The 25,861-nt window shown below is 56.2% G+C and carries 21 protein-coding genes and 1 pseudogene; all 22 read right to left on the bottom strand.

What is annotated here, in order from left to right; all coding sequences use genetic code 11:
• Positions 1–70: 70 nt before the first annotated feature.
• The gene (gene egtD / locus QYS36_RS15135) at positions 71–1,033 is read right to left on the bottom strand and encodes an L-histidine N(alpha)-methyltransferase (protein WP_308840264.1); all 963 of its coding nucleotides are present in this window, start codon (positions 1,031–1,033) and stop codon (positions 71–73) included.
• Positions 1,034–1,035: 2 nt separating this feature from the next.
• A complete protein-coding gene (gene egtB / locus QYS36_RS15130; RefSeq protein WP_308840263.1) occupies positions 1,036–2,319 on the bottom strand; it encodes an ergothioneine biosynthesis protein EgtB in 1,284 nt (427 codons plus the stop codon).
• Between the two features lie 232 nt (positions 2,320–2,551).
• Complete coding sequence (locus QYS36_RS15125; RefSeq protein WP_308840262.1) at positions 2,552–3,070, bottom strand: type II secretion system protein M; 519 nt, start codon at positions 3,068–3,070, stop codon at positions 2,552–2,554.
• A complete protein-coding gene (gene gspL / locus QYS36_RS15120; RefSeq protein WP_308840261.1) occupies positions 3,067–4,173 on the bottom strand; it encodes a type II secretion system protein GspL in 1,107 nt (368 codons plus the stop codon). Before gspL ends, QYS36_RS15125 begins: the two co-directional genes overlap by 4 nt.
• A gap of 2 nt (positions 4,174–4,175) precedes the next feature.
• A complete protein-coding gene (gene gspK, locus QYS36_RS15115; RefSeq protein ID WP_308840260.1) occupies positions 4,176–5,150 on the bottom strand; it encodes a type II secretion system minor pseudopilin GspK in 975 nt (324 codons plus the stop codon).
• Positions 5,147–5,905, bottom strand: coding sequence for a type II secretion system minor pseudopilin GspJ (gene gspJ / locus QYS36_RS15110; RefSeq protein WP_308840259.1), 759 nt, complete (start codon positions 5,903–5,905; stop codon positions 5,147–5,149). Before gspJ ends, gspK begins: the two co-directional genes overlap by 4 nt.
• A complete protein-coding gene (gene gspI, locus QYS36_RS15105) occupies positions 5,905–6,294 on the bottom strand; it encodes a type II secretion system minor pseudopilin GspI (protein ID WP_308840258.1) in 390 nt (129 codons plus the stop codon). Before gspI ends, gspJ begins: the two co-directional genes overlap by 1 nt.
• Positions 6,291–6,842 (bottom strand): type II secretion system minor pseudopilin GspH, encoded by a 552-nt coding sequence (gene gspH / locus QYS36_RS15100; RefSeq protein ID WP_308840257.1) that lies wholly within the window; start codon positions 6,840–6,842, stop codon positions 6,291–6,293. Before gspH ends, gspI begins: the two co-directional genes overlap by 4 nt.
• A gap of 6 nt (positions 6,843–6,848) precedes the next feature.
• Positions 6,849–7,235, bottom strand: coding sequence for a type II secretion system major pseudopilin GspG (gspG, locus tag QYS36_RS15095; protein ID WP_070884678.1), 387 nt, complete (start codon positions 7,233–7,235; stop codon positions 6,849–6,851).
• A 48-nt stretch (positions 7,236–7,283) separates the two neighbouring features.
• Positions 7,284–8,501: a type II secretion system inner membrane protein GspF gene (gene gspF, locus QYS36_RS15090; RefSeq protein WP_308840256.1), complete on the bottom strand. Its 1,218-nt coding sequence runs from the start codon at positions 8,499–8,501 to the stop codon at positions 7,284–7,286.
• Positions 8,501–10,018: a type II secretion system ATPase GspE gene (gspE, locus tag QYS36_RS15085; protein WP_308840255.1), complete on the bottom strand. Its 1,518-nt coding sequence runs from the start codon at positions 10,016–10,018 to the stop codon at positions 8,501–8,503. The genes gspF and gspE overlap by 1 nt, the downstream gene beginning before the upstream one ends.
• Positions 10,019–10,210: 192 nt before the next feature.
• Positions 10,211–10,429, bottom strand: a complete 219-nt coding sequence (locus QYS36_RS15080) for a hypothetical protein (protein WP_308840254.1) — start codon at positions 10,427–10,429, stop codon at positions 10,211–10,213.
• 441 nt (positions 10,430–10,870) lie between these two features.
• Positions 10,871–11,182, bottom strand: coding sequence for a hypothetical protein (locus QYS36_RS15075; protein ID WP_308840253.1), 312 nt, complete (start codon positions 11,180–11,182; stop codon positions 10,871–10,873).
• 5 nt (positions 11,183–11,187) lie between these two features.
• A complete protein-coding gene (locus tag QYS36_RS15070; RefSeq protein ID WP_308840252.1) occupies positions 11,188–13,854 on the bottom strand; it encodes an RHS repeat-associated core domain-containing protein in 2,667 nt (888 codons plus the stop codon).
• Between the two features lie 18 nt (positions 13,855–13,872).
• Complete coding sequence (locus QYS36_RS15065) at positions 13,873–15,363, bottom strand: DUF6531 domain-containing protein (protein WP_308840251.1); 1,491 nt, start codon at positions 15,361–15,363, stop codon at positions 13,873–13,875.
• A 200-nt stretch (positions 15,364–15,563) separates the two neighbouring features.
• Positions 15,564–16,141, bottom strand: a pseudogene (locus tag QYS36_RS15060) (ATPase, T2SS/T4P/T4SS family); the annotation flags it as partial.
• A gap of 329 nt (positions 16,142–16,470) precedes the next feature.
• On the bottom strand, positions 16,471–16,911 hold the full coding sequence (locus tag QYS36_RS15055) for a hypothetical protein (RefSeq protein WP_308840250.1): 441 nt from the start codon (positions 16,909–16,911) through the stop codon (positions 16,471–16,473).
• Positions 16,912–16,914: 3 nt separating this feature from the next.
• Positions 16,915–17,688, bottom strand: a complete 774-nt coding sequence (locus QYS36_RS15050; RefSeq protein WP_308840249.1) for a hypothetical protein — start codon at positions 17,686–17,688, stop codon at positions 16,915–16,917.
• Positions 17,685–23,966: a hypothetical protein gene (locus QYS36_RS15045; RefSeq protein WP_308840248.1), complete on the bottom strand. Its 6,282-nt coding sequence runs from the start codon at positions 23,964–23,966 to the stop codon at positions 17,685–17,687. The genes QYS36_RS15050 and QYS36_RS15045 overlap by 4 nt, the downstream gene beginning before the upstream one ends.
• A 142-nt stretch (positions 23,967–24,108) precedes the next feature.
• Positions 24,109–24,534, bottom strand: coding sequence for a hypothetical protein (locus tag QYS36_RS15040; RefSeq protein ID WP_308840247.1), 426 nt, complete (start codon positions 24,532–24,534; stop codon positions 24,109–24,111).
• Positions 24,503–25,282 carry a hypothetical protein gene (locus QYS36_RS15035; protein ID WP_308840246.1) on the bottom strand — a complete coding sequence of 260 codons (780 nt, stop codon included), beginning with the start codon at positions 25,280–25,282 and terminating at the stop codon, positions 24,503–24,505. The genes QYS36_RS15040 and QYS36_RS15035 overlap by 32 nt, the downstream gene beginning before the upstream one ends.
• Positions 25,282–25,854 (bottom strand): hypothetical protein, encoded by a 573-nt coding sequence (locus tag QYS36_RS15030; RefSeq protein WP_308840245.1) that lies wholly within the window; start codon positions 25,852–25,854, stop codon positions 25,282–25,284. Before QYS36_RS15030 ends, QYS36_RS15035 begins: the two co-directional genes overlap by 1 nt.
• Between the last annotated feature and the right edge of the window lie 7 nt (positions 25,855–25,861).

Raw genomic sequence — 25,861 nt, 5'->3', positions numbered from 1 at the left:
GAACCGCCAGGACGTACCGGTATAACGGCAGCAAACGCACGCGCCGCTATCGATCGCGGCGCCGCGCCCTTCATTGCCGACGCAGGAAGTGCACGCTGAACAGCTGCGCCGGGTCACGCCACATGGCCACCGAGGCAAAGCCGCATTCGCCAGCCAAGGCACAGAAGCCGCCGGGCGTGTATTTGTACGAGTTCTCCGTGTGCAGGGTTTCGCCGGCGGCGAACTGGAACACACGGCCTTCGATACGCACCTGCTGCGCCTGCCGGCTGACCAGGTGCATCTCGATGCGCGACGCCTGCTCGTTATAAAAAGCCCGGTGCTCGAAGCGCTGCGGGTCGATGTCGCTGTCCAGTTCGCTGCGGATACGTTCGAGCAGGTTGAGGTTGAACAGCGCGGTCACCCCTGCCGCATCGTTATAGGCACGCTCCAGCACCTGGCGATCCTTGACCAGATCCACACCGATCAGCAAGCCACTGTCGGCCGGCAGCGCCTGGTGCAGGTTGCGCAGAAAGGCGCGGGCCTCGCTCGGGTCGAAATTGCCGATACTCGAACCCGGAAAGAACGCCAGCGGCCGCTGGCCCAAGGCTTCAGCAGGCAATTTCAGCGGCTGGCTGAAGTCGGCGCACAGCGCGTGCACATCCAGCCAGCGATAGTCGGCGGCCAGGCGGCGCGTGCAAATATCCAGAAACTCCCGGGAGATATCGATGCCCAGGTAGCGCGCCGGCCGCAGCGCTTCGAGCAGCAAACGAATCTTGCGGCTGGCGCCACTGCCCAGTTCCACCAGGCTGGCGTTGCGCCCGGCCAGCTCGGCGATGGCGCCTGCCGCCAGGCGCAGGATGGTTTCCTCGGTGCGCGTCGGGTAGTACTCCGGCTGCTGGCAGATCAGCTCGAACAGCTGGGAACCGCGGTGATCGTAGAAGAACTTCGGCGACATCGCCTTCGGGCTGGCCGCGAAGCCGCGCAGCACCTCCTCGCGCAGCGCCTGCTTCTCCGGGCTCTGGGATTGTGCCTGGGTACGGATTGCCAACGCCATGCTCAGAGCTCCTTGGCCAGGCGCAGGCCGGAGAACTGCCAGCGCATGGTGGGGTAGAAGAAGTTGCGATAGGTGGGCCGCACATGGTCTTCCGGGGTGGCGCAGCTGCCGCCGCGCAACACCATCTGCCCGGACATAAACTTGCCGTTGTACTCACCCAGGCTACCGCCCAGCGGCCGGAAGCCGGGGTACGGCCGGTAGGCGCTGGCGGTCCACTCCCAGACGTCGCCATACAGCTGCTGCAGCCCCTCTCCCGCCTCCGCGGCCACCGGCTGCAGGTGATCGTTCTCGACGAAGTTGCCCCACAGCGGCTCGTCCTGTGCAGCCACTTCCCACTCCTCCTCGCGGGGCAAGCGCGCCTGCGCCCAGGTGGCGAAGGCCTCGGCCTCGAAGTAGCTGAGGTGGCAGACCGGCGCATCGAGGTCCAACTCGCGCGGGCCGCCCAGGGTCAGCTCCAGCCAGGTGTCGCCCTCGCGCTGCCAATACAGCGGCGCCTGCCAGCCGGCACGCTGGATATGATCCCAACCGTCCGCCAGCCACAGCGCGGTGCTGCGGTAACCGCCAGCGCGGATGAACTCGAGATATTCGCCATTGCTCACCGGCCGGCTGGCGAGCTGGAAGGCCTCGGCGAACACCCGGTGCTGCGGTCGCTCGCAATCGAAGGCAAAACCCTCGCCACTATGGCCGACATGGCGCAGCCCGGCGGGGAATTGAATCCAGCGCAGCTCGGGCGCAGCGGCATTGCTCGGTTTGAGGTCGTGACGGTAAACCGGGCGCAACGGGTTCTGCGCCAGGATGTGCTTGATATCCATCAGCAGCAGCTCCTGGTGCTGCTGCTCGTGCTCCAACCCCAGCTCGACCCGCTGCAGCACCTCGTCGGGCAGCTCACCGCCACGCTGGCTGAACAGCTGCTCCATGCCCAGATCGACATGGCTGCGATAGGCATACACCTCGCTCACCGTCGGCCGCGACAACAACCCCCGCCGCGCCCGCTCGAAGGGCGTGCCGTGGGTCTTGTAGTAGGAATTGAAGAGATGGTCGTAGCGCTCGTCCAGCGGGCGATAGCCCGGCAGGAAGGGCTGCAGCACAAAGGCCTCGAAGAACCAGGTGACATGGGCCAGGTGCCATTTTGGCGGGCTGACATCGGGCATGCTCTGGATCACATAATCCTCGGCCTCCAACGGCTCGCAGAGCCGTTCACTGGCGGCGCGCACGCGCTGGTAACGCTGCCATAGCTGTTCGACGTGTAGCGGTGAAGTGGCGATCCTGCTGGTGCGGTCTCGCATAACACGCATCCTGTGCCGGCGCCGCGGAACGCGGCGGTTCTAAAGCCGACTGGGTGAGTGTGGGAAAGGTTCAGGAAAGTGGCTGGGTGGTGCGGATGGCAGTTACGGCGCGCGGCATAAATACAAAAGCCGCGCAGTGCGCGGCTTTAGAAATGGTGGGCCCACATGGACTCGAACCGTTTACTTCACCTTCAAAAAAACGGGTGTCACTAACGTAGCTTCACCCTTCCGATCATTGCCCTGCCTGCAAGGTTATTCGGGCGTCGACCTTGCCGGTGTCCGCACGATCAAGGTTGACGTCACTCAGACGCACGCCTTTGCTCTGCAAGTCGCTGAGCCACAACAGTAGCGGTTCGAACGGCACCTTGGCCATGGAGATCAGCAGCCCGCCGCTATCGTTGTCCAGGCGTTCCAGGGGCAAGCCGCGCTGCTGGGCGGTGGCGGTCACCAGGCCCTGCAATTGCTCGGGCTCGAGCGTCACCTTGGCAGCGCCCGCTCCGCGAACCTTGGAAGCGTTCTCCTGGATGTAGGTGTAGAGCACCTGCTGGCTCTGGTAGTACTCTCGGGCTCGGTCCAGACGTTTGACGAGCGGTTGCCAGACCATCACGTAGAGCAGCGTCAGGGCGAGGAACCCGGCCAGCACCGACAGCGCCAGGCGCTCACGGCTGGGCAGGTGCTGCCAGCGCTGGATCAGGGGCGATTGCCGCAGCTGGGCCAGCGTTTGTTCTTTCCACAAAGCCAGGGCCTTCATGCACCACCTCCCAGCACTACACGGGCGGTAATGCCCTGCTCTTCACGGCTGGCAGACCCCAATTGCACCTTCAGCCCCCCTTCCACCAGGCGCTGGCGCAATTGCTCCAGTGCGGCGAAATCCTTGGCGCGCACCTGCAAGGCCAGATCGCCACGCACCTGACTGTAATCCACCTGCACAACCGACAACGGCGACTTGGCCTCGGCAATGGCAACTGAAGCCTGCTCCAGCATGTTGATGAATCCGCCTTCACTGCGCTGGCCCTGATTCAGGTGCTCGGCGAACTGCGCTCGGAGGTTGACGATGCGCTGATCCTCGGGGAACAGCTCCTTGTACAGCGCCACACTGGCGGCATTGTAGGCATCGCCTTGGCGCTCCAGCTGCCAGGCCTGAACCATGCCGAAGCCGACGTAGCACAACGCCCACAGCCCCAGCACGGCAACGAACGGCCGCCAGATAGCCCAGGCCTTGTTGTCGCTGCGCGGCGCGAACTCGCCCTGCGCGAGATCGACTGCATGGGCGCGGCCCTGAGCGAGCAAGTGGTAAGGCGCATCGCTAATGCTGGGCTGCACCAGGGTGCCGCAGAAATTGCGAAACTGCGGCCAGCGCTCGGCCGCGACGGCCAGACGTGCCTCCAGTTCACCACCGAGCAACACGCGCTCGCCCAGTTGCAGAGCCTGCTCACCGTCCCGGGGCAGCAGATCGGCGTCCAGATAGATGGCGGCGATGTTCAGTTGCAGCGCCTGCAGGTCGTCCAGCCAGCCACCGAGCAGGGCACGGCGTATCGCAAATACTCGGTAGCGCCCGTCGCTGGTCATTTCACCAAGGGCCAGGTGGAAGAGTTCGACCTCTTCGGCCAGCAACTCCTCCACCGCGTATGGCAGTGCCTGGCGCATCCAACGCGCCTTTTGCGTAGGCAGGCCGATCAGAAACGCACTGGCCACTTCCATCGGCAATACCAGTGCTACCGGTCGCCCCTCCAGGCTCTGTGCGCACTCCTCGGCGGACAACCACTGGCCGTCGCCATTTTCGCGCTGCCAATACATCAGGCTCTGCTCGCCCAATTTGCGGCCAACGGCAGCGGGCAAGAAAAGGCAGTCCATGGTCATTCTCCAGATGGCTCGGCTACCGGGCTCAAGTAGCCCGGCTGGCCCGTGTCTCGGCGCAGCACCCGCACCACGCCCTTGGGGTCGCGTTGCAGGGTGCTGAGCAATACCAAGCGGCGGTCGCCCAGACGTACTTCGCTGCGCACCTGATAATAGGCGCTGCCCACTCCCAGGCCGGCGGCCGTCACCCCGGTGCCGGCCAGGGCCGGCTGATCGAGGAAGCTGCGCAACTCCTTGTAACCTTCACGGCCCCGCCCGGCGAGCAGGCTTTGGGCCGATGCAGGGTCCAGGCTATCGCCCAGGCTGGATAGCACCATGGCGCTGGCGGTGTTGACGTTGAGCGGCACCTTGCCTGGCAGCACCGCGACGTAAGGCAGCAAGCGGCGGTAATGCTGCTCGGTCATGCCCTGCAGCAGACGCAGCTCGGAGATGTCCTGCATCTCATGGCCGGCGGTGCGATAGGGTGGCTGCATGAGCAGATAATGATTGTCTTCTGCACCATATTCACCTGTGGGCTCCTGATCCTTGTCGAGCCAGTCGACCAGCCGCTCGGCATAGGGCTCGTCGATCTTTAGGCGCAGCAGTAGACGCTGGAAGCGTTTTACCGCCAGGTCATTACGGCGCTCGTCCTGCACCAGGCTGTTGAGGTTGAAGCGCCCGGCAAGGTCCTCGATGGCGACGCCTATTTCGCCTCCATCGATGGGAAATACCGGGAGCGGCTTGGCCCAACTTTCTAGAGGGTGGTCGATGGTGGCGCGAGGATCGACGCCCGGGGCTTTCAGATCGCGCAGCAGCACCGCCTGCCCAAGCGCCTCGCCGCCCAGGGCGTATTGCCAGGCCTGGCTGATCGCCAACTGATTGCCGGCATTGCGAATCGACAATTGCTGGCGGGCAATCAAGCCGGCGCACACCAGGGTGACGATGGTCACCACCAGCAATACGGTAATCAGGGCTACACCGCGCTGGCGCTTCACTGCGGGGCTCCGTTGTCGCCGACGCCACTTTCGCCATCAGACGGCTTCTCGGCCGGCGCCGTACCGCCCGGCTCCTCCTCGCCCGGTTGTTCGCCATCGGGCGGCTGCGCATCACGCTCTTCCTCCGCCATGGCCGGTTCCGGCAGCCGATACAGGCGGCTGAGCTCGCCGTAGTGACGGTGTTCGATCTTCACCTCGAGCGCCAGGGGCATGCGCTTTTTCGCATCTTCCGCGCTGAAATTGCCCTGGCTAGGCGGCCACTGCTCCTGCCACTGACCCTGATCGTCGAGAAACCGCAGGTTCATCGACTGCACACCGGTAAGCACCTTCTGCACCCGTGGCTGGCTATCGACCGCCTGGTCGAGCACGTTCCAATACAGGCGTTCCAGGGTTTCTCCAGCCAGGCGCCAGCGCACTCGCTGTACTTGGGCTCGCGCACCACCCAGCGGGTTGCGCCAGCCGTTGCGGCTGAACTCCAGCGCCGCATTGCCATCGCTGGCACCCAACTCGCCAAGTAACGTGGCGCGCTCGTCACCATAGGCATCGCGCACGCTGCGATTGAGGGTCTGGTTGATGTCACGATCCAGCGAGGCGAAGGCACGGCTCAGTTCGCGCAGGTCGCGCTCGTGCTGACGGGTCGCCTCATCGGTCTTCAGCACGGTGGAAAGCATGCGGTAGGTGCCCATGGCCAGCAGGGAAAAGATCGCCACGGCGATCATCACCTCCAGCAGAGTGAAGCCGCGCTGACGGCACATCAGCTACGCACCACGAGAAAACCGACCAGACTGTGCACCGAGCGCTCTTTCACCGGGCCGCTGCTGCCACGCTCGGCCTTGGGAGCCACCCATACGGTGACGCGGCGCATACCCTTGTCACTGGTGCTCTCCACTTCACTGTGGGTTTCCCACTGGCGGCCACCGTACTCCAGGCTCTTGTCTTCACGGCCCTCACCGGGCGTGGGGAATTTCAATTGCAGTTCGCTCACGCGGTTTTCGGCAATCCAGCCAGCCAGGGTCTTGGCCTCCAGTTGCTGGGCCACGATAAGGCTGCGGCTGCTGGCGGTCAGCACCGAGGCGGCTACAGTGGCGAAAATCGCCAGGGCAACCAGTACTTCAAGCAGGGTAAAACCGCGCTGACGGCTCATGGACGGTCGTCCATATCGACACTGGGCAACTGGTAGCCGTCACTCGCCAAGGCATAGGCATTGCCGCCGGCGCGGCGCTCTTCGAGGCGCAGGCGAAACGGCGAGAGCTCGCCACTGGAGAGAATCAGCAGTTGCGGCACCAGGGGTTCTTTCTTTTCCTCGCGGTTGCTGGCCAGGCCGGGCTGATCGTCCTGCACCTCAGGCTCGGGCAACTTGAGTGCTTCGCCGTCCAGCTCCAGAGTAAGGCGCAGGCTGGCCGGGGCACGGTGTTCCTTCTGGCTGTCGGCCTCGCTCCATGTACCGGAGAGGCTGTCATAGATCAGCACCTGATAACTCTCGGGCGTGACCCGCAGGCCGTATTCCTGGCCATCGAGCACGGCCTCGTCGGCCAACACGCCGATCAGCGCGGCCAGGCGCTCGGCTTCGTTACGCAACTCGCGGCTACCACTGCTGCTGCCGATGGACAGCACCGCCATGCTGACCATGGTGCCGATGATGACCAGCACCACCAGCAATTCGATCAGAGTAAAGCCGCGGGCCTGGCGCATTTATGCTCAGTTTTCCCAGTTACCGATATCGGCGTCGCTGTCGGTGCCACCCTCTTTACCGTCAGCGCCCAGCGAGTACAGGTCGAACGGGCCTTTGGTACCCGGGGCCAGGTACTGATAGGGATTGCCCCATGGATCGACCGGCAGGCGTGCAAGGTAGCCGTCCTTGTTCCAGTTCTTCGGTGCCGGATTGCCGCTGGGCTTTTTCACCAGGGCTTCGAGCCCCTGCTGGGTGCTCGGGTAGGCGAAGTTGTCGAGCTTGTACATGTTCAACGCGGCTGAAATCGCTTTGACGTCACCGCTGGCGACGGTGATCTTGGCCTGATCCGGACGGCTCATCACCTGCGGGACGATCAGCGCGGCAAGGATGCCGAGGATGACCACCACCACCATGATCTCGATCAGCGTAAAGCCCGCTTGCTTGAATCTTTTATTCACGTGTCACCCCACGAGTTGGTTAAGAGAAAGAATCGGCAGCAGGATGGCCAGTACGATCACCAGCACCACCGCGCCCATGAATACCAGCATCAACGGCTCGAACAGCCCGACCAGCATGGCGATGCGCGCGGCCAGGTCATTTTCCTGGTTACGCGCGGTGCGCGAGAGCATCTGGTCGAGCTCACCGGACTTCTCGCCGCTGGCGATCATATGCCGCATCATCGGCGGGAATTCGTTGGTCTGCTCCAGGCTGCGGGTCAGGCTGCCGCCCTCGCGCACCTTCTGCGCCGCCACCTGCACCTTGGCGCGAATGGAACGGTTGCTGATCACCTGGGAGGAAATAACCAGCGCATCCACCAGCGGCACACCGCTTCGAGTGAGGATTGCGAGAGTCGAGGCGAACCGCGCGGTATCGGTAGCCCGGGCCAGGCGACCAATCACCGGCAGGCGCAGCAACACGATATGCCAGCGCAGGCGCGTAGCGTCACGGCGCAACGCAGCGCGGGCCATCCCGGCGCCGGCCACGGCGCCGACCAGGAACAACCAGCCCCAGTTCTTCACCAGATCGCTGGCGGCGATCAGGCCACGGGTCAATGCTGGCAGCCGCTGGCCGGAGTCCAGGAATACCTTGACCACGTCCGGCACCACATAGCCGAGCAGAAAGCCGACGATGATCAGCGAGGTGGCCATCAGAATCAGCGGGTACAGCAACGCCAGCTGTACCCGTTGCCGCGACTGCTGACGCTGCTCGGTGTAATCGGCCAACTGCTCCAGGACCAGTGACAGATGCCCGGCATGCTCGCCCGCCGCCACCGTGGCGCGGTACAGTTCGGGAAATGCGGATGGGTATTCCTTGAGGCTGTTGGCCAGGCTGTTGCCCTCCAGCACCCGGGAGCGTACCGCCAGCATCATCGCCTTCACCCGTGGCGTTTCGCTCTGCTCGGCAACAGCCAGCAGTGCCTCCTCGATGGGCATGGCCGCTTGTACCAAGGTCGCCAGCTGCCGTGTCAGCAAGGCGAGGTCGGCCGCCGACAGGCCGCGCTGAAAACTCCAGCCGGCGCCGCTGTTGCGCTCCTTGTGGCTGCGGGTAGGCTTCACATCCAGCGGCGCCAATTGCTTATCGCGCAGCAGCTGGCGCACCTGGCGGGCGCTGTCACCCTCCATTACGCCCTTGCGCTGCTGGCCCCGGCTGTCGAGGGCGATGTACTCGAAGGCGGCCATTATTCCTCGCGGCTCACACGCAATACTTCTTCGACCGTGGTCACCCCGGCCAATACGTTGCGCCGGCCATCATCACGGATGCTGGGGCCGCTGGTGCGGGCGTGGCGGGTCATTTCCTGCTCGGAAGCGGCGTTATGGACCAGGGTGCGCATATGGTCATCGAAGACCACCAGCTCATAGATGCCGGTACGACCGCGGTAGCCGATCTGATTGCAGTGGCTACAGCCCTTGGCGTGGTAGAGGGTGGGCATGGTGTCCGGGTCGATGCCGAGCAGCGCGCATTCCGCGGCGTCGGCCTGGTACGGCACCTTGCATACGGGGCACAGCGTGCGCACCAGGCGCTGGGCCAGCACGCCGAGCAGCGAGGATGACAGCAGAAACGGCTCGATACCCATATCCACCAGGCGGGTAATGGCACCGATGGCCGAGTTGGTGTGCAGGGTAGAGAGCACAAGGTGGCCGGTGAGCGACGCCTGTACCGCGATCTCGGCAGTTTCCCGGTCGCGGATCTCGCCCACCATCACCACGTCCGGGTCCTGACGCAGGATCGCCCGCAGACCACGGGCGAAGGTCATGTCCACCTTGGAATTCACCTGGGTCTGGCCGATGCCCTCCAGGTGGTATTCGATAGGGTCTTCCACGGTGAGGATGTTACGTGTGCCGTTGTTCAGGCTCACCAGGCTGGCATACAGGGTGGTGGTCTTACCCGAGCCGGTGGGGCCGGTCACCAGAATGATTCCGTGGGGCTTGCGCACCACCTCTTCCATCAAACGCTGATCGCGCGGGCTCATACCCAGGTGAGTAAGAGTCAGGCGCCCTGCTTGTTTATCCAGCAGGCGCAAAACCACTCGCTCGCCATTGGCCGAGGGCAGTGTCGACACCCGCACATCCACCTCTCGCCCACCGACCCGCAATGAAATGCGCCCATCCTGCGGCACGCGCTTCTCGGCGATATCCAGCTTGGCCATGACCTTGATCCGCGATACCAGCAAGCCGGCCAACTCGCGACGCGGCTGGACCATCTCGCGCAGAATGCCGTCAATGCGGAAGCGCACCACCAAACGTTTCTCGAAGGTCTCCACATGGATATCCGAGGCGTTTTCCTTCACCGCTTCGGAGAGGATGGCGTTGATCAAGCGGATGATCGGCGCGTCGTCCTCCTGCTCCATCAGGTCTTCGGTTTCCGGCAAACGCTCCGCGAGGCTGGCCAGATCCATGTCATCGCCCAGGCCCTCCACCATCTGCATGGCAGCGGACGAGTCCTGCTGATAAGCCTCGCTCAACGCCTGGTCGAACGTAGCGATATCCACTTCCGCTACATCCAGCGGCAGCCCTGCAAAACGTAACGCCTCCCCCACCGCAGGCAATGACACCCCCGGGCGATAGACCACACGCGCCCCATCTGCCCCGAGGTGCAACAAGACCCCGTGACGCTTGGCAAAAGCAAACGGCAGGCGACGTAATGCGACCGGTTCGACGGAGGCATCAGGCGTATCGAAAGAAGGAGAAACCGACATCGCACAATCCATGTGTAAACAGCGACGGGATCGCAGGCCAAAAAGCCCGCAGGCAGCACCAGACGGGTGCTGGCTATTGGATGGCAATTAAATCACAGGTTGGGGGGCGAATAGGTCGATCACTGCACATTGCCCATCGTCGCTAACGAGCCGCTACGGCCTAAAGACAGCTCGTAGCGGCTCGCACAGCCCTTAGCTAGCTCCTTGCTCAAGCAAATGAAGGATTTCACTTTCGTCGAGCAGCTTGGCAAGTTGAGCAGCCGATACGCCATCATCGTTTACTGAGGATCGGTCTACCACCGAGCAAACTAGGACTGTCGGCACTTGCAAACTCCAGCCCACTAAACTCGGGAAGGTTGAATACCCTACCAGCAGGCGAGAAACATCTTTTTGATTAGCTAAATTGCTCACCGCACTCCCTCCTGAGGGAGTCCTTTAGATTATCAATGGCCTGCCTAGTGCCCTTGATCTATATGACGATTTTTTTAGCCCACAGTGTCAAATGTTAATCAGCAGACCATACTAATTATTCCACTCCCTACATATGTAGGGGGCGCACCAACGTGAACGCCATGCTGGTCTCACTTGACACCTTGAACCGAAAAAACCAGAACGGGCTGCTGGTGAAATTGATACACCTGGCGCGGGTGGCTTTTAGGATTCAGCGGATTCCACGACGCTGAGCGCGCCAGCCGTCATCACTCTTGCTGGTAGGATTCAGTCGGTAGCGCCTCGACTGGGGTATATATAGTCGAGACGTTTAAGCGCAGGGTTGTTGACGGGACGCTACGGCCTAGACGTAAGTCGTAGCGCTCTTTTGCGCCTGATATAAACACCCCATCTTATAAGGCGCTACTCGAAGTATGGCTCACCGGTACTCCAGTAAAAGTTGTATTTACTCTGCATACCCTTCAAATACGGGTCTATATCCACTGCCATTTGAAGAGCATGAATCAAGTCAATTCCATACACATCTATACTCCTTTCACGCAAACCGTCGAACTCAATGGTGCAACTGGCCGCACCAGGATCAAAATTAAAATCCACCGACTCCTTTTCTAAAAGGCATGGCACACCAATGTTGACGGTAAACTCTCTCTGAGCAGACTCTCCCTTCATGGAGTAAAGAAGCTCTCTTTTAGCAATTACGTTCATTATTCCCATATAAATTACTCCCACCCCATGCACTGGCGATACGCTGTATTAGCAGCCTCATAACACCTCATTCTTTTCCTAGGCTCCAAACCATAGCAAGTGTTCAGAATGCTATTTTTGAGAGCTTGACAGTTTTTTCTGTCCTCTTCAGGTTCGCACATATTGTCGCTACCGCTTGTAGACATCGGCGGCGCAAGTGGAGGAAGAGTCAGTCCTTTACCAGGAACCCAAGCTACCCCGCGAGGAGGTAAGGTTACAGATGTCTTTGGCCCGCTAACGATTGATGTCCTTACAGCTGTATTAAAAAGCCCAGACAATAGTCGCAGCGCATTCAACCCCTCAGGATCAATTACATTTATAGGGTTTCCTTCCACATATCCGTAAGTATTGAGCCCACCCGCTAACCCAATCGGATCACTCTCGACATAGCGCCCGGTCTCCGGGTCGTATTCCCTGAAGTAGTTGTAGTGCAGCCCGCTTTCACTGTCGTAGTACTGCCCGGGGAAGCGCAGGTTGATGGCCTGCAAGCCGCTGTTCGGTGCGCTGATCGCATCGCCTTCACCAAAGGCATCCGAGGCCCAGCGCCAGATTTCCTCACCGGCCTGATTGGTGGCCAGACGCGGGGTGTTGAGATGATCGGCGTGCAGGTAGAAACGTGTGCTGTTTGCTACTGCCCCGCTGGCGTTATATGTCAGGGCCAGGCCGCCGATCGGCAGGCTGTCGAGCCACAGGTAGTACTGGCTACTAAGCTTGACGCCGTTAGCGTTGTAGCGAGTTTCGCCCAGCAACTGACCATCCGGGCCATACAAAAAGGTGGTGACGCCGTCGCTAGTAAGCTTGTGGGTCCGTTGCCCGAGGGCGTTATAGCGGTACTCGGCGACCAAACTACCGCTGATCTTGACCTTGGCCAAGCGGCCTTGGGGGTCGTATTCCAGCTCGCGGGTGGCGCGATCCTTGGTCAGATTTCCCGCTGCATCGCTGCTGACAGCCTGGCCGTCGATCTGGGTCAGGCGGTTGCTGTTAGTGGCGTAGCTCAAGGTGGTGGACGTACTGTTCTGAGCCTGGCCATTGCTCAGGGTTGTCACCGTTTTAGTGGTGCGATTGCCCACGGCGTCATAAGCGTATGCCTGGCGCCGCGTGGCCTGCTCTTCCTGTGTCAGCCGATCGAGTTCGTCGTAACCATAGAGCAGGTCACCAAAGATGCCGCCCTGCAGGCTTTCGATATTGCTGTTGGCGTCGTAGCCATAGCTGGCTTGCCAGGGGCCGACACTTTGTTGAGTGAGGCGATAGTCCTGGTCATGGCTGCGCAGGAGTGTCATCCCATTGGCCCAGCTCAGGCTCTTAAGGGGGCCGAACGGCAGGTAGCTGATATCGCTGGCGAACGCAGTCGGCGACTGTGGGTTCTGAGCCGTGGTGACACCCGTGACCTGCCCTGCGCTATTGCGCGAATACGCGACGCTGATACCGCCGGGATAATCGATACGGACCAACTGATTGGCCGTGTCGTAGGCATAGGTCAGGTTGTCGTAAACGTCATTGCCGGCCACGTCGACGGAGCGAACCTGTTCGATCAGGTTGCCGCGGGCGTCGTAGACATAACCGGTAATGCCGCTGGCATCCTGGATGGCTGTCAGCCTGCCGATACCGTAATTGCCTTCGGCGGTGATGTCGTAGTGGTACTGGACATTCAACGCAGGACTGGCCGGATACTGGCGGCCGGTCAGTCGATTGAGCGCATCGTAGGTGTAGGTGGTCTTTACACCCCGGGCATCGGTCTTGCTGATGACGTTACCAGCCGCATCATGGGTGTAGGTGGTGGTTCCACTGTCCGGGCTGATCAGTTTGGTCAGGTTGCCGAGGCCGTCATATTCATAACGGGTGGTTACGCCACGCGGATCAACAACCTGAGTCAGGTTGTCCTGCGCATCGTAGGTCATGCCGGTGACACCCTCGAGCGGATCCGTGCTGGATACCAGGCGATTCAAGGCATCGTAGGCGCTGTTGGTGTCGTGCTGTTTGGGTGTACGGCTCAGCGTCGGATTATCGTTGAGGTCGTAGCCATAGCGGTGTGTCTGCCCTTCCGCACCGACCGCACGCAGCAAACGCCCCAGTTCGTCATAGGCCCAGGTCTGTTGTTGCGCCAAGGTGCCAGAGGCATCCTTAATACGCTGCGAGGTGCGGTTACCCATGGCGTCATAGCTGTAGTCGACAACCTCACCGAGGTTGTTGCTTATCTGGGTCAGCCGGCGGGCGGCGCTCCAGGTATAGGCCAACCAACTGCCGTCGCCCCGGGTTACCTTGGTGATCTGGCCAATCGCATCGTGCTCGAAACGGGTACTGGCGCCGGAAACACTGGTCGACGTCAGCCAGCCCTGAGGGGCGTACGTCAGGGTGGTGGTCACGCCATTGGCGTCCACCAGTGTTTGAGGGTTGCCGTAATTATCGAAGTTCGACAATTGGGTGGTGTGGCCAAGCGCGTTACTGACCTGGGTTAGCCGACCCTGGCTGTCGTAGCTGTAGGTGGTGATGTCATTGACATCAGTCCGCGGCCCATTGGCCGTTTCGATCAGGCCAAGGTCGTTATAGGTGTAACTCCAACTGCGTTCAGCAGCATGCCCAGCCGTAGCCAAGCAGGAAGCCAACGCAACAGCCAGCAGGCTTGCGCGATGCAAGGTTTTCATTGATCAGGTCCTTCTGAATTAACGGTTTTCGACGGTTCGACTGAGCTGTCTTCCCTGGTCGTCATATTGGTAACGCGTAATGCGGTCTGAGTCGGTAACTGCCAGCGGCAAATACAGTGATGGATGCCACTCGGTTGTTACCGTGCGAGCTTGCGCCGTGCCACTCGCCTCGGTTCGAGTGACCTCTAGGCCGCGCTCGTTGTAGCCGTAGGTGGTGACGATGCCCATGTTATCGGTTTTGGTTTTCAGAAGACCACGGTCATCGTAGGTAAAGGTGGAATTGCTACTCGGGCAATTCGGCGAAGGTTCTCCCTCGATCGCCACTACTTTTTTAATCCCATTGACTATCTGATACTGATAGTTTGTGACTTTACCTAAGGAATTAGTAACGCTGGTGGAACCATCAGCGTTATACGCAACACTTGTGTGATCAGCTCCATCCGCATGACCACTGGAAATTGCCCGTCCTGAAGCGTCATAAGTCCAGGTTGCATACCGCTCACCGTCCTCGTCAATGATGCCGGTTAAAAACCTAGAGTACATTTGGTTTTCGTACAAAAAACTCCGATTAGTAATTGAGCCAGCCTGATTCTTTTGAACACCTAGAAGCCGCCAATCACCGTCGTAAGAATACTCAACTTCCAGACCTTGAGCGCTTAGAGTAAGCGGCTGGTATTTTATATCTTGTGTAAATGTTAACTGCTCCCCAACATCACTCGTCACCGTCACATTATTGGCTGAGTAAACGAGCGAAACTGAACGCGCACTAGGAGAGCGTATCTCTACCAATCTGCCTTGCGAGTCGAACTGATAAATTTCCTGTAGATCACTCGAGTAGATCCAACGGTCGCCGACCAACTCAAGCTTCCCACGCTCGTCTGCCTCCGGCGTTGTGGTGGTACCCGACAACGAAAACAACCTCTCACGACCATCGGCTTGTATCAGGCGTATGGAATTAGCCGTCAGAACCAATCGATGAGAATAAGTATGCCGCCAGTAGCCATTGAAACTGTTATAGAAGCGGGCAAAACTCAGATTAGGAGATACGGCACTGACATAATCAACTTCAGCCTGGTACTTATTGCCAACAGCCACATTGATCGGATTACCCTGGCAGGATTCTGGGGGAGGTGCACCATTATTTTTTGACTGAATGAGCTCTGGTTCATAGGAGATAGTCATGGTATCGCTTGCCGAGCAGCCGCCCACGCTTCCTCTAACAAAAAGAAAGTTCAGTCCCGGCCGCAGAGTAACCCCAACACCTCGGCCCTCTAAGAACGAAACAGCCGCGGTAAATGAACCTGAATAATTGAAAAAGCTGGAGCCATTAAGGGTCGCCGTTACAGTGCCAAAGTCGCCCTCGGTTGCGCTTGCGCCGCCCTGACCATAGACAGTAATGCCCGGGCTGCGGACAGTCGCCCCATCACCAGGCGAGGTGAAACTTAATGTGCAAGCTTCAGAGGCTATTGGGGTGAAGCCAATGGCCAGTGCCAGTGGTAGATAACGCATGCATCCATTCTCCTTGCGTAGAGGTCTCTCACTCCCATGAGAGACGGCAAGGCACTCAATAGCAAAGCTGGAATAGAATCCCTACTCACCCGAAACAATAAGAAAAGAAACGGTCTACTCTTCCGAATAAATTTGAAATAGCTCACGTTTTCTGATGCCGCCGACAACCCCTGCCACATAGCTGTAACGACAGCCTGACAACGCTTCTCGGCAGATTCTAGCTTGGCAACGACCTTGATCCACGACACCAGCAAGCCGGCCAACTCGCGCCGCGGCTGGATCATCTCGCGCAGAATGCCGTCGATGCAGAAGCGCGCCACCAAACGTTTTCTCGAAAGTCTCCACATGGATGTCCGAGGCGTTTTCCTTCACCGCTTCGGAGAGGAGCGCGTTGATCAAAATGATCGGCGCATCGTCCTCCTGCTCCAGCAGGTCTTCGGTTTCCGGCAAACGCTCCGCCAGGCTTGCGAGATCCATATCATCACCCAGGCCCTCCACCATCTGCATAGCAGCGGATGAGTTCTGCTGGTAGGCCTCGCTCAACACCTGGTCGAAGGTAGCGATATCCACTTCTGCGATATCCAGCGGCAACCCTGCAAAACGCAATGTCTCCCCCCACCGCCGGCAATGACGCTCCCGGGCGATAAACCACACGCACCCCATCTGCCCCCTGGTGCACCAACACCCCGTGGCGCTTGGCAAAGGCGAACGGCAGGCGAGGCAGCGCGACCGGTTCAGCGGCGGCATCAGGCGCATCGAAAGAAGGGGAAACCGACATCGCACAATCCATGTGTAAACAGCGACGGAATCGCAGGCCCAAAAGCCCGGCAGGCAGCGCCAGTGGGGTACTGGCTATAGGATGGCAATTAAATCACAGGTTGGGGGGTGAATAGGTCGATCAATGCACATTGCCCATCGTCGCTAACGAGCCGCTACGGCCTAAAGACAGCTCGTAGCGGCTCGCACAGCCCTTTAGCGAACTCTTTGCTCAAGCAAATGAAGGATTTCACCTTTGTCGAGCAGCTTGGCAGTTGAGCAGCCGAGACTTCTTAGGTGCAATAGTAATAAATGCATAACAAGCTAATCCTGATGTAGAACAAAGAAAATTCAAATCAAAAACCCAAATAAATCCTCAACAACCCTTGCATACTCCTCATCAGAGCTTATGGAGTCTCGCCTGGCTGACACAAGTCGTTCAAAGTCTTGACTTCCATAACGATAAAAATCTCCTTGGAGTGGTTCATCCTCAGCCGACTCATCACCTTCTACATAGACAACCAAACATTTAAACCACTGATAGTTTCGAGTCCACCGGCTAATTTGGCTCAGGTTCACGTCGCTATCGTGCCAGCTAATTACAGCCGTCAAACCTCGGCATAACATGTTTTGCGGGAAATCAAAGTCCTGCATCAACTGAAAGAGATCGCTCCATTGAGGGGGAACATCCTCAGGGAAATCAGGGCGCGTATCTCGCATCAGAAAACAATTCAACATCGCAATAGTTTCAGCATCTGCTGCAACAATGCCAGCCATGATATTCCAAGACAAAAGTCACTCCTTAAAACGCGAGATGCTGCTCTTCAACCAAGGTGCTGCTGCAGGTGACGCGAACAATTCTTTAAGTTTTTCGACAAGTAATGCTTTTGACTCACTTAGGAAAGAAGCCTGGCTCCGCAAGACGGTAGCCAACAGATCATCCATAACTTCTTGGATATCTTCCCTTATCGACTCTGGATTTTGCACTTTGATTAGCAACTCATTAAACAGTTGCACGGCGTACAGAACGTAAAAATCTTTTTCTTCATCCGAGCTCATTAGGCGTCGCCGCGCATCATACATAAATTTGTAGATCGCGCCTACATAGATATCATTTAAATCATGGGTCAATTCTCTGCGCAATACAACGGGCAAATAAACACCCTCAATAAACAACCGCACCTTTTCATGACGATCAGGAAGAGCGCTTATATTCCTTGCCTTACGCAAAAATTCAGTCAGCACTTGCAGTTGTTGCCCTTGAGAAAACTCATGAAACAGATCAGATACCTCTTCCGCCGTTGAGTAGGGCGTCATGAATAACCTGTCGCCCCCACTTAATCCGGAACTATTAAGTGTGACACCAGAATCAATTGCAGGCAAAGCCTCGCCATAGACAAAGAACTGAGAGAATGTTTTTTGTTGCGACGCAGTAAATTGCATTTCCTTCTTCAGCAACCGCCATTGTTCTTTTCTTTCTATAATCCATTCGGGATCATCAGTCCTCCAAAGCTTTTTAAATCGCTTAAAAGGCGACTCACTTCTTGAAAAATCAGAATCAGTCGTCATGGCAGTTCACAGTAACTATCAAATGAGTCTGGCAATTCAAAATCATTAAGCATATCTTGTGCGCTATCCCCAATTAGCCCATTAGCTGTCTCTTGCAGCGACTCTTCAAGCTCTATAATAATGTCAGGTGTGATTTTGTCAATCGCATCCTGAGCATCCTTTAAATACCCTAAGTTCTTATCAACCTCATCTTGTATTTTTGCCCTAAGAGCAGTTATCTGCGCCTCAGAAATGTTTGCCGGGTCGATATTCATATAAGCAGCCCACTCGGAACCACCAATCTTTTCATATAGCTCTTTTGTTACTTCCTTAGCCTTACCTTCTCCTCCCAGCTCAGTGAAAAATAGGTGCTCCAAAGTAAATGGAACAACAGTTCCAGTCAGAGAACCGACCATAGGCCTGGTATATTTTTCCTCATGTTCAGAGATCTTATAGCCTACGGTTTTTTCAAAATTTTCACCTTTTAGTTTCGATGGCGCCGTAGTGACATACTCTTGCAAAGCCCGGAACTCCGTAGTTAACGGAGATTTAACTATTCCACTGGTATCTATCCACGGTGTCGCAGTGCTCATGTAGATCGGTTGGGGTTGAGCCGCACTGCCTTTCTTCTTAAAAGGTACAAACTTACGAGTCTCAAACCTCCACACTTGAAACCAGCTCCTGTGCCTCGCCGGCTTATATTCTTTAATATCGTTATCTTCCCAAAAGTCTTTCAACGTATTTTTTGAGGCTGCGTAATCCAAGAAATGTTGCCGGTGTCCAGATTGAGTGTATTTCAAGTTAGTCGAAGTGGACTCACCATCCCAAAGCGGAAATGCTTTCATCGTTAACTTTCTATCAGCACCTAAATAGTCTTTATTGTATCGCCAACTCTTCAACTCAACCCAGTAGCGCTTTCGCTCACCATCCCCCACCATAATCAGGTCTGGCTGCCGCTGATGCCCACGTACACTGTCCCCAAAAAAACCTTTAGTCATAACACCTACTTTGGGAGCATCGCCGCCTTTCGGGTCCGCCGTCAGTATCCGTAGATCACCCCGCTCCATAAGCTCATACATGGCGTGATACCCAGCGATGGCAACCAGCTCCAAAGCAGAACCATGCGCCTGATTGGTCAACATGCACTGCCCTCTATTCGCGTCAGCACTGTTTATATCTCCATTTTTTGACAGCGCAAGTCCTGTCATCCATTTGACGATATTTGTATCAACGTTATCTGCAACAGTTTGATCTAAAAGTTCGCAATCCACACACGCAAACTCGCCGGGACTGCGGGACTTTAAATATACAATAGCGGCAATTATCTCCTGCGGCGAAAAACGCGAATTAGTTCCATTTCGTAAGAAGTTTGCTACGTTCACTGGACCATTAGCGGCGGCTGCACGAACTGCAATTTTTAGGAATGTCAGTAAAGGTCGAGCCAGTGCCCCCGGCCCAGCCGCATGCGCCTTGGGTATCAAAGAAAAACCGCTTGAAGCTACTACTGGATTGTTTGGCAAAAACAAGGTGCGTGTTAGTTCAAACGGAGCCTCATGCAAGGCATTGATCAGCTGCCGTACATGATCAGATAGGAACTGAGCATTAGTTACAGAATTAGGCTCCAACAAAGCCCACTCATTCACAAGCTCTGCAATCTGCCTACCTGTAACACGACATGCCGAGCTTGAATACTCAAAGGGAGTTCCAACGTTCACCGTTGGTGTTACTTTGTCACAGGTCATATCAGGGCGCGGAATTGGAATCACCGGCCCGGCCCAACCGTTTCCGGGAAGGCTCATGAAACGCAGCCACGTCCAGAAATCCGCCCTATTGAGAATCGACTCAGCCACGATGCTCGCGGAAGTGGAGTCCTGCTCGATCAGCTCGCCCCATACCACCAGCCCGGTAACGAAGGACTTGAGAATGGCATCATTGCCGGTATTGGCTTGCGCAATAGCCTCGGAAAGATGCTCGGCGGCAAAGTTCAGAATCGGCTTGCTGCCATTGTCCGCGTAATACCGTTGAAAACGCCGAATGCTTGGATATAGGACTTCCAGATCAGGGCGCAAGCGCATCCAGGAAAGACTGGATATCACAACCTCCAAGGGGCCACCTTCAGCGACATCTACATATTTTCCCAGCAGAGAGGAAACGCCTTGATCGACACTGGGAAATATATCGGCGAACGACATATCTTCGGATATGTTCTGGCTAGAAATCTGAGCTAATCCGGTGACATCAGCGTACGCCTGAGCGTATTTGTGAAAGGTGGTTTTGCTGAACACATTCACAGTGATTGTTTCGCCGCTCCCGGTTTGCATGGCTACTGTAATTGGTAGCAATCCGGACTCATATTTCTGGAAGTGCTCACTCGGCGCGATCAACAAACTGGCCTGACCATTACTGCTGTATGTACCAGCGGCTGCTCCCAATTGCAGCAGTGGTTTTTGCGCATGATCGTAAAGTGCCAGGCCACTAGCCAATCCTTTAAAACCGCCGCCCACTATTATATCCGCTTGGCTTGCGGCCAGTTCATCGGCAAAACTTAACTCAACAGCATTACCGTCAATCGCGACATAGGCACTATGATCGCGAACACCAAACCCGACCTGCTGCCAGCTGTTCGTGACCAGTGCGGCGGACTGCACCTGATGCGTCAATCCATCTGCTGTTTTAACCTTTAGCTCCAGACGATTATCGCTCAGTAGCTCGAGCGTTAACCCCGGGCCTGCCTCCAAAATTTTTCCAGCGGCTTGCGGTTTTAACCAAAGATTAAAACCAGGCTGATGGGCATTCAGGGTTGAGTCTCTCTTCAACTCCCACTTACTGGATTCTCCATCGAAGACCGCAGCATAAAATCCTGCTTTGGGCGCGTCGCTGCTGCGCACCACATTCTCTCTCAACGCCCGATGACGTCCAACATCGTCATCCACCACGTTAAAAAAGCGATTAAAATAGAGTGGAACTCTATTGAGCAGATGGTATTGATCGAACGAAACGTTCCACGTCCGTCCTGACTCGCCCTTTAGTGTAAGGGTATCCTGTGCCGAGTAGGTCAATTGGTGCTGCGAATCGTCGTAAGCGTCCAACGTTTCATGGGTTATACCATTCAGACCGCTAAGTACAAATCCAAACTGTGTCGAGGCTGCGTTATCTGGCCTAGTTACGATAAATGTCCGCGTAGTCACGTTATTTAAATCTGCCTTGGCGGCAATTGTCACTTCATTACCCTTCGTAGGTGCATGGAGGGTAAAGCGTATTTCTCCATTAGAGTCGGTTCTGAACTGAGTACGCTGAATCAGGCCTTTACTCGCGCCAATATCAAGAAAAATATTGGCGCGCTCTTCTGCTCCTCCGACTACTCGCGCAATCATCTCGTATTTTTTGCCAGCTACTATGTTGTTCGGAGTATTTAAGAACTCGACCTGAAGCGGGGCAATCGAGATGGTCGCTGTCTTGTTAGCATTCAGAAATTCCGCGAATAATTCATAGCTACCCGATTTGTTGCCCCCTTTGAGTACCGCTTTGGCAACACCAGCAGTTGTTGCGGTCTCAAAGCTTTCCACCAGCGCGTTACCCGTCACCTTAAAGAAAGCAGAGGTCCCGTCAGTTACAAGATTGCCTTGGCGGTCTTTGACCGTCGCTATCACATCTACCTTTCCGTTGCACTGTACATAAGCAGTGCCACTCTGGCTCAACTGGATACTGGAGGGCTTACCTGGTATTACGGAAATTTCGAATGACTTAACAGTTGTCCCTGGGTCGCTCAGCAGTTTTCCTATAAGCCTTACGGTGTTGCCAACCCGAGGGGTTAACTTAACCTTTGCCTGAGCCCGCCCCATTTTATCAACGCGACTGGTGGCCGGAGTTACTTCAGCTTGTCCCTCGACGGACCAAATCACCTGCTCGGGCAATTGCTTTTCAGGAGGTAGATTTTCATAACCCAATAGCCACGCGGATAAATTTAAAGTCGGCTCATCCGCACTCACATAGACCTTTTCGCCATCCAGCTGATCGGTATCGTCATCTAAGTCGATCACGAACTGCATAAACGCAAATTGCCACAGGGTATTTGCCGAATCGTTATTTGCGTAAAGTCTAGCCGTGAGAAAATCATCGACATCAAGATCACCAAGGTGCTCAAAGTTATCGAAACTGATCGTCTGATCTTTACCTATTGTGGCCTTTATTTCTTCCTGGCCTACGGCTAACACGATTTCTTTGGAGCCCTCATAGCCCCAGGCCGCCAACTCAGAGAATTCTGATCGCAGAAGGCTGTAGTAGAACTGCAGGAACTGATCAGAACTGGTGAGTGTCGGCTTATCGGATTCTAGAATTTCAGTGACCTTTCTATCGGCGTCGACTCTACGCAGTTGGTTAACATTCAATTCATATAGGCTGAACTGCATCTCCGGACGATGTCGCCAAGTATACGAGGGCTCAGGGGCCTTAAGACTCAATTCAGGCATATCTTCTTTCGCTTTACGGTACGCTTGGCGGGCTAGTTCGCTGCTTTCCTCATCATGCAAAGGCACCAGCACCGGCACATAGCGTGTAGGACGGTACTTAAGGATTCCTTTGCCTGTTCCTTCGGAGGAGAAATCTGGGTTTCGGTTTTCCGGTTGCCCCGCTACCTGCAGGTACAAATGCTGCTTCGCCAATACCTTCTCTGGCAGTTGGATAACCTGCACCTGCTGCCCGGGCTTGATCTGGAACTGGGACAGGCTGTTGGCACCTACGGGAGCAAGCTGGTTGGCTGCAACGATCTTTGCAAGGCGCCCGGTATAGCCGTAGTCCGCCAGCTCTTCCGGCAGAGGGCTACCATCGGCGTCGCGCCAATCGCTGTAGATGGCGATGCTGATATCGCTGCCGAGCCCTGCCCCTTCATTACCGATGAGCTGTTTCTTCTCATCGCCCTTAGTCATGCCGGATTCGATCTTGCTTTTGCGCTCGGCCCAGATTTTCAGATTCGGTGGCCCCATCTGAATCTGCTGACTATTGAGGTTGATCAGGTTACCGCTGAGGCTGGATTGCAGCTGAAAGGTTTTGCTGCCGATGTAACCGGTCGGCCGGTTGATGGCGATGATGCGAACTTGCTCGCCGGCTTTCAGGTGGTTGGCGGTACGCTTCTGGAATTCTTCCTTGAAGCCGCCGGCGCTCTGCCATTTGGTGAAGTTGGCTTCGCCAGTGCGGCCTGCAACGGAATAGAAATTCTCCGCGGAGCCGCGCAGCTGAATGGTGAAGCGAAAGGCGCCCTGCCCGTCATCGACGCCCGAATAGGTCTTGTACAGTTCGTTCTCGTGAAGCCCTCGGCGCTCTGCTACCAGTTGGCCGTTGGATTCGCGGAATACGTAGATATCGGTGTCTGTGAGATCTTCAGTGGTGATGCTTTCCAGCAGACCGCGGTCCTTGAAGTCGGCCGTGGTATCGATCAGGCGGGTGAAGTCCGGGGCTGTTTCTTCGGTATTGGTAGGCGCACTGTCATAACGGCTGGACAGGTAGATGCCTTGTAGCTCGGCCTCTTCCACGCTAGTGGCGACGAAAACCTCTTTGGGCTTGCCTTCGACCTGCTTGGTAACTTTCTTGCCCGGCACCACGAATTCCGGCTTCTCATCCCCGTCGAAGTCATACTTCTCTTGCAGGGTGCGGGCCCTGTCGGATGTCTCGGCGCTGTAGGCGGTTGAATCGCCGACCTTGGCGCCTTTTACCGCTGCGGCACCATCGATCACCATCAGGTCTACCGGGAAGTCCATGGGCCGCTTGATTGGTGTGGCTGCAGTTGCGATGACCATCGCCGCGCTCAGGCTGTAGACGCCAAGGCCGTTACAGACGTCGTAGTCCTGGCGGGTCATGTAATACGGCATGTACGAGCCGCCACGCGGATTGAAACGCTTGTATTGCAGTTCCAGAAAAGCCGGTGTTGTGTATTCGAAAACGAAGCCCGGGCACGATGGCAAGAAGTAATTCATGCTGTACTTGCCGTTGCTGTCAGTAACCCCGTAGCCGCCAGGGATATAGCCACCCAGGGTGACGCCGACTCCAGCCATTGGCCCGTATATCTGGGCATCTCGGTCGCGGGACATGGTGTCGGAAACCTGACCATCCTTGCCAAAGAAGCCGACACGAAAGCCGATGGCGTTGGCGGTCTGCGCGAGGATGTCGCCTTCCTTCGAAAGCAGCAGGGACTTGCTCGCGGAATCGGGGGTAACGCCGTCTTTCACCGGTAACTGCAGCAGGACGAGGTCCTTGCCGTCGATAGTAAACAGCTCCTTTTCCGCACGCACGATTACGGTGAGCATGCCTTCATCCAGGTTAGGATTACAGAAATCTTTGAAGTACCGAGAAGCTAACAGCTAACAGCTAAATCAATGACTCTGACCCCAGAGATTTCTGACCCCAGAGATTTGGGTAAGCAATGCCCAGGCTGAGAGATAAAACAGCTCAGCCGGAGCGACTCATCATGAAGCGAAGCAGTGCTTCATCATCGAAAAGTTGCTCCTCGCCATCGACGAGGACCGGCGACAAACGCCAACCCCCGCGATCGAGACTAACAATTCGCAGCACTTCCCCAGACTCAATCCATAGCAATGGCGACAATACCGAACAACCCGCAGCCTCTAGTGCCGCGACCAGCTCCTGAACAGGCGAATGGTCGAACTCAACGTCCCATCCCGCTTGCAGGGTATGGCTATCCAGTCGACGGAGCAGGACCGGCTCATTGATAGGCTCCAGCACCCGGTACATAAGCCGCCACTGCATGGCAACGTCTTCCTCGAACAGAGGCTTATTCGTGCCAACACTCAACTCAAACTGTGCGGACGCTGAAGCCGCCTCGTTACGCAGCAGACAATAGAATGCGCTTTCCATCAAAAGTTATCCGCTCAGCTTCACCGACCGACTCATAGACGCTACCGAAGTATGCCTGTAATTCCGGAGCGAAGTCACATCCAAAGAACCTACGGCAAAATTCAATAAACCAAGGATCTTCGTAGGCCGACAGTTCCTCCGCTGCGCCGCGGAAAAGCGTGAACAGAAATTTGCTAGCGCCATCATCAAACTGCTCTGCGTAACGCTCAAGCAGAGCTGCGTTAAAGTTTTTTTCGATATCCGCAAACAAAACTGGGGTCAAACTTTCGGCAGATTTACCTTCGTATGCCAATAGCCAGAATACGCCCTTCAAGCGACGCTGCACCTGATCTTCTGCTGCCAAATATATTCGCTGAACATACGCAATCATATTCCAGCGGTCCAAAAGCAGTGGATATTCCTGGAGCTTTCCGACCTTTATAGGAAAGTCCATCAAATCAGTGATAGTCTCAATCGTATGCCTTGAACCAAATCTATCAAAATATCCTTTAAATTCCTCTTCATTAACACGAGGCGCACAGAGGCACAGGACCAACGGGGCAAAGGCCGGCGTCATTCCTTCCCCTCCTTCTTTCTGCAAGGCCAGCTCACCAGTGAAATGAAGAGTTTTCAGACGCGAATCAAAATCTTTAGACGAACGCCCAACGAATCGCTTACAAAATTCGTAGACCTGATTGTAAAGCTCACGCCGTTCTGCGGACTGGGCATCCTCTAGGCCTTTATATACCTGACAAATAATCTCTGACATCAATCATCCTCCGCACATACACCTGCGCGCTCCGCGACATTCTCGGCCAAGCCTTTGCCTCTTTCAATCAATTCTTCGGCAATTGTATCTTCTATATCCATCCCTAGTATTCGCTCAACGACCGAAAGATACTCCGCCCACTCTTCGTATGTTTCATAAATTGACTGAGCCTTCTTAATCGTTTCGCGAATATCGTCCAGCCCCGCCGGGTCTTTCATTAACTTCTTGACGACATTTTCCAGAATGTAATCATCAACATCCCCGACAAGATCATCAAGCAATGGATTAGAGAAAACAATTTTTAATTCAGCCTCACTCATCTTGCTATTCTGACCGAATACTGGATACATATTTGCGCGATCCGGAGGGTTGGAGAATTTTTCCTTGAGCATGTCGAGATAAGTTCCAGAATCAATGGGGTCAGTATCATTGATTCTTGTTGGCTTCTTGATATTCCGCAGACTTTCTGTCGCCACCTCGCCCCACGGGGACAGCCCGCCACCCCGTCTTGGCTTCAATTTTGGCCCTGAACCGTTCATCGCCCAAAACCCAAGCTTTGTTCGTAGCTTCACGGATCGC

The organism is Pseudomonas sp. G34 (assembly GCF_031119625.1).
Classification (GTDB): domain Bacteria; phylum Pseudomonadota; class Gammaproteobacteria; order Pseudomonadales; family Pseudomonadaceae; genus Aquipseudomonas.
Note: the sequence above shows the minus strand (reverse complement) of the source record. Positions and strands in the feature narration are given on the sequence as shown.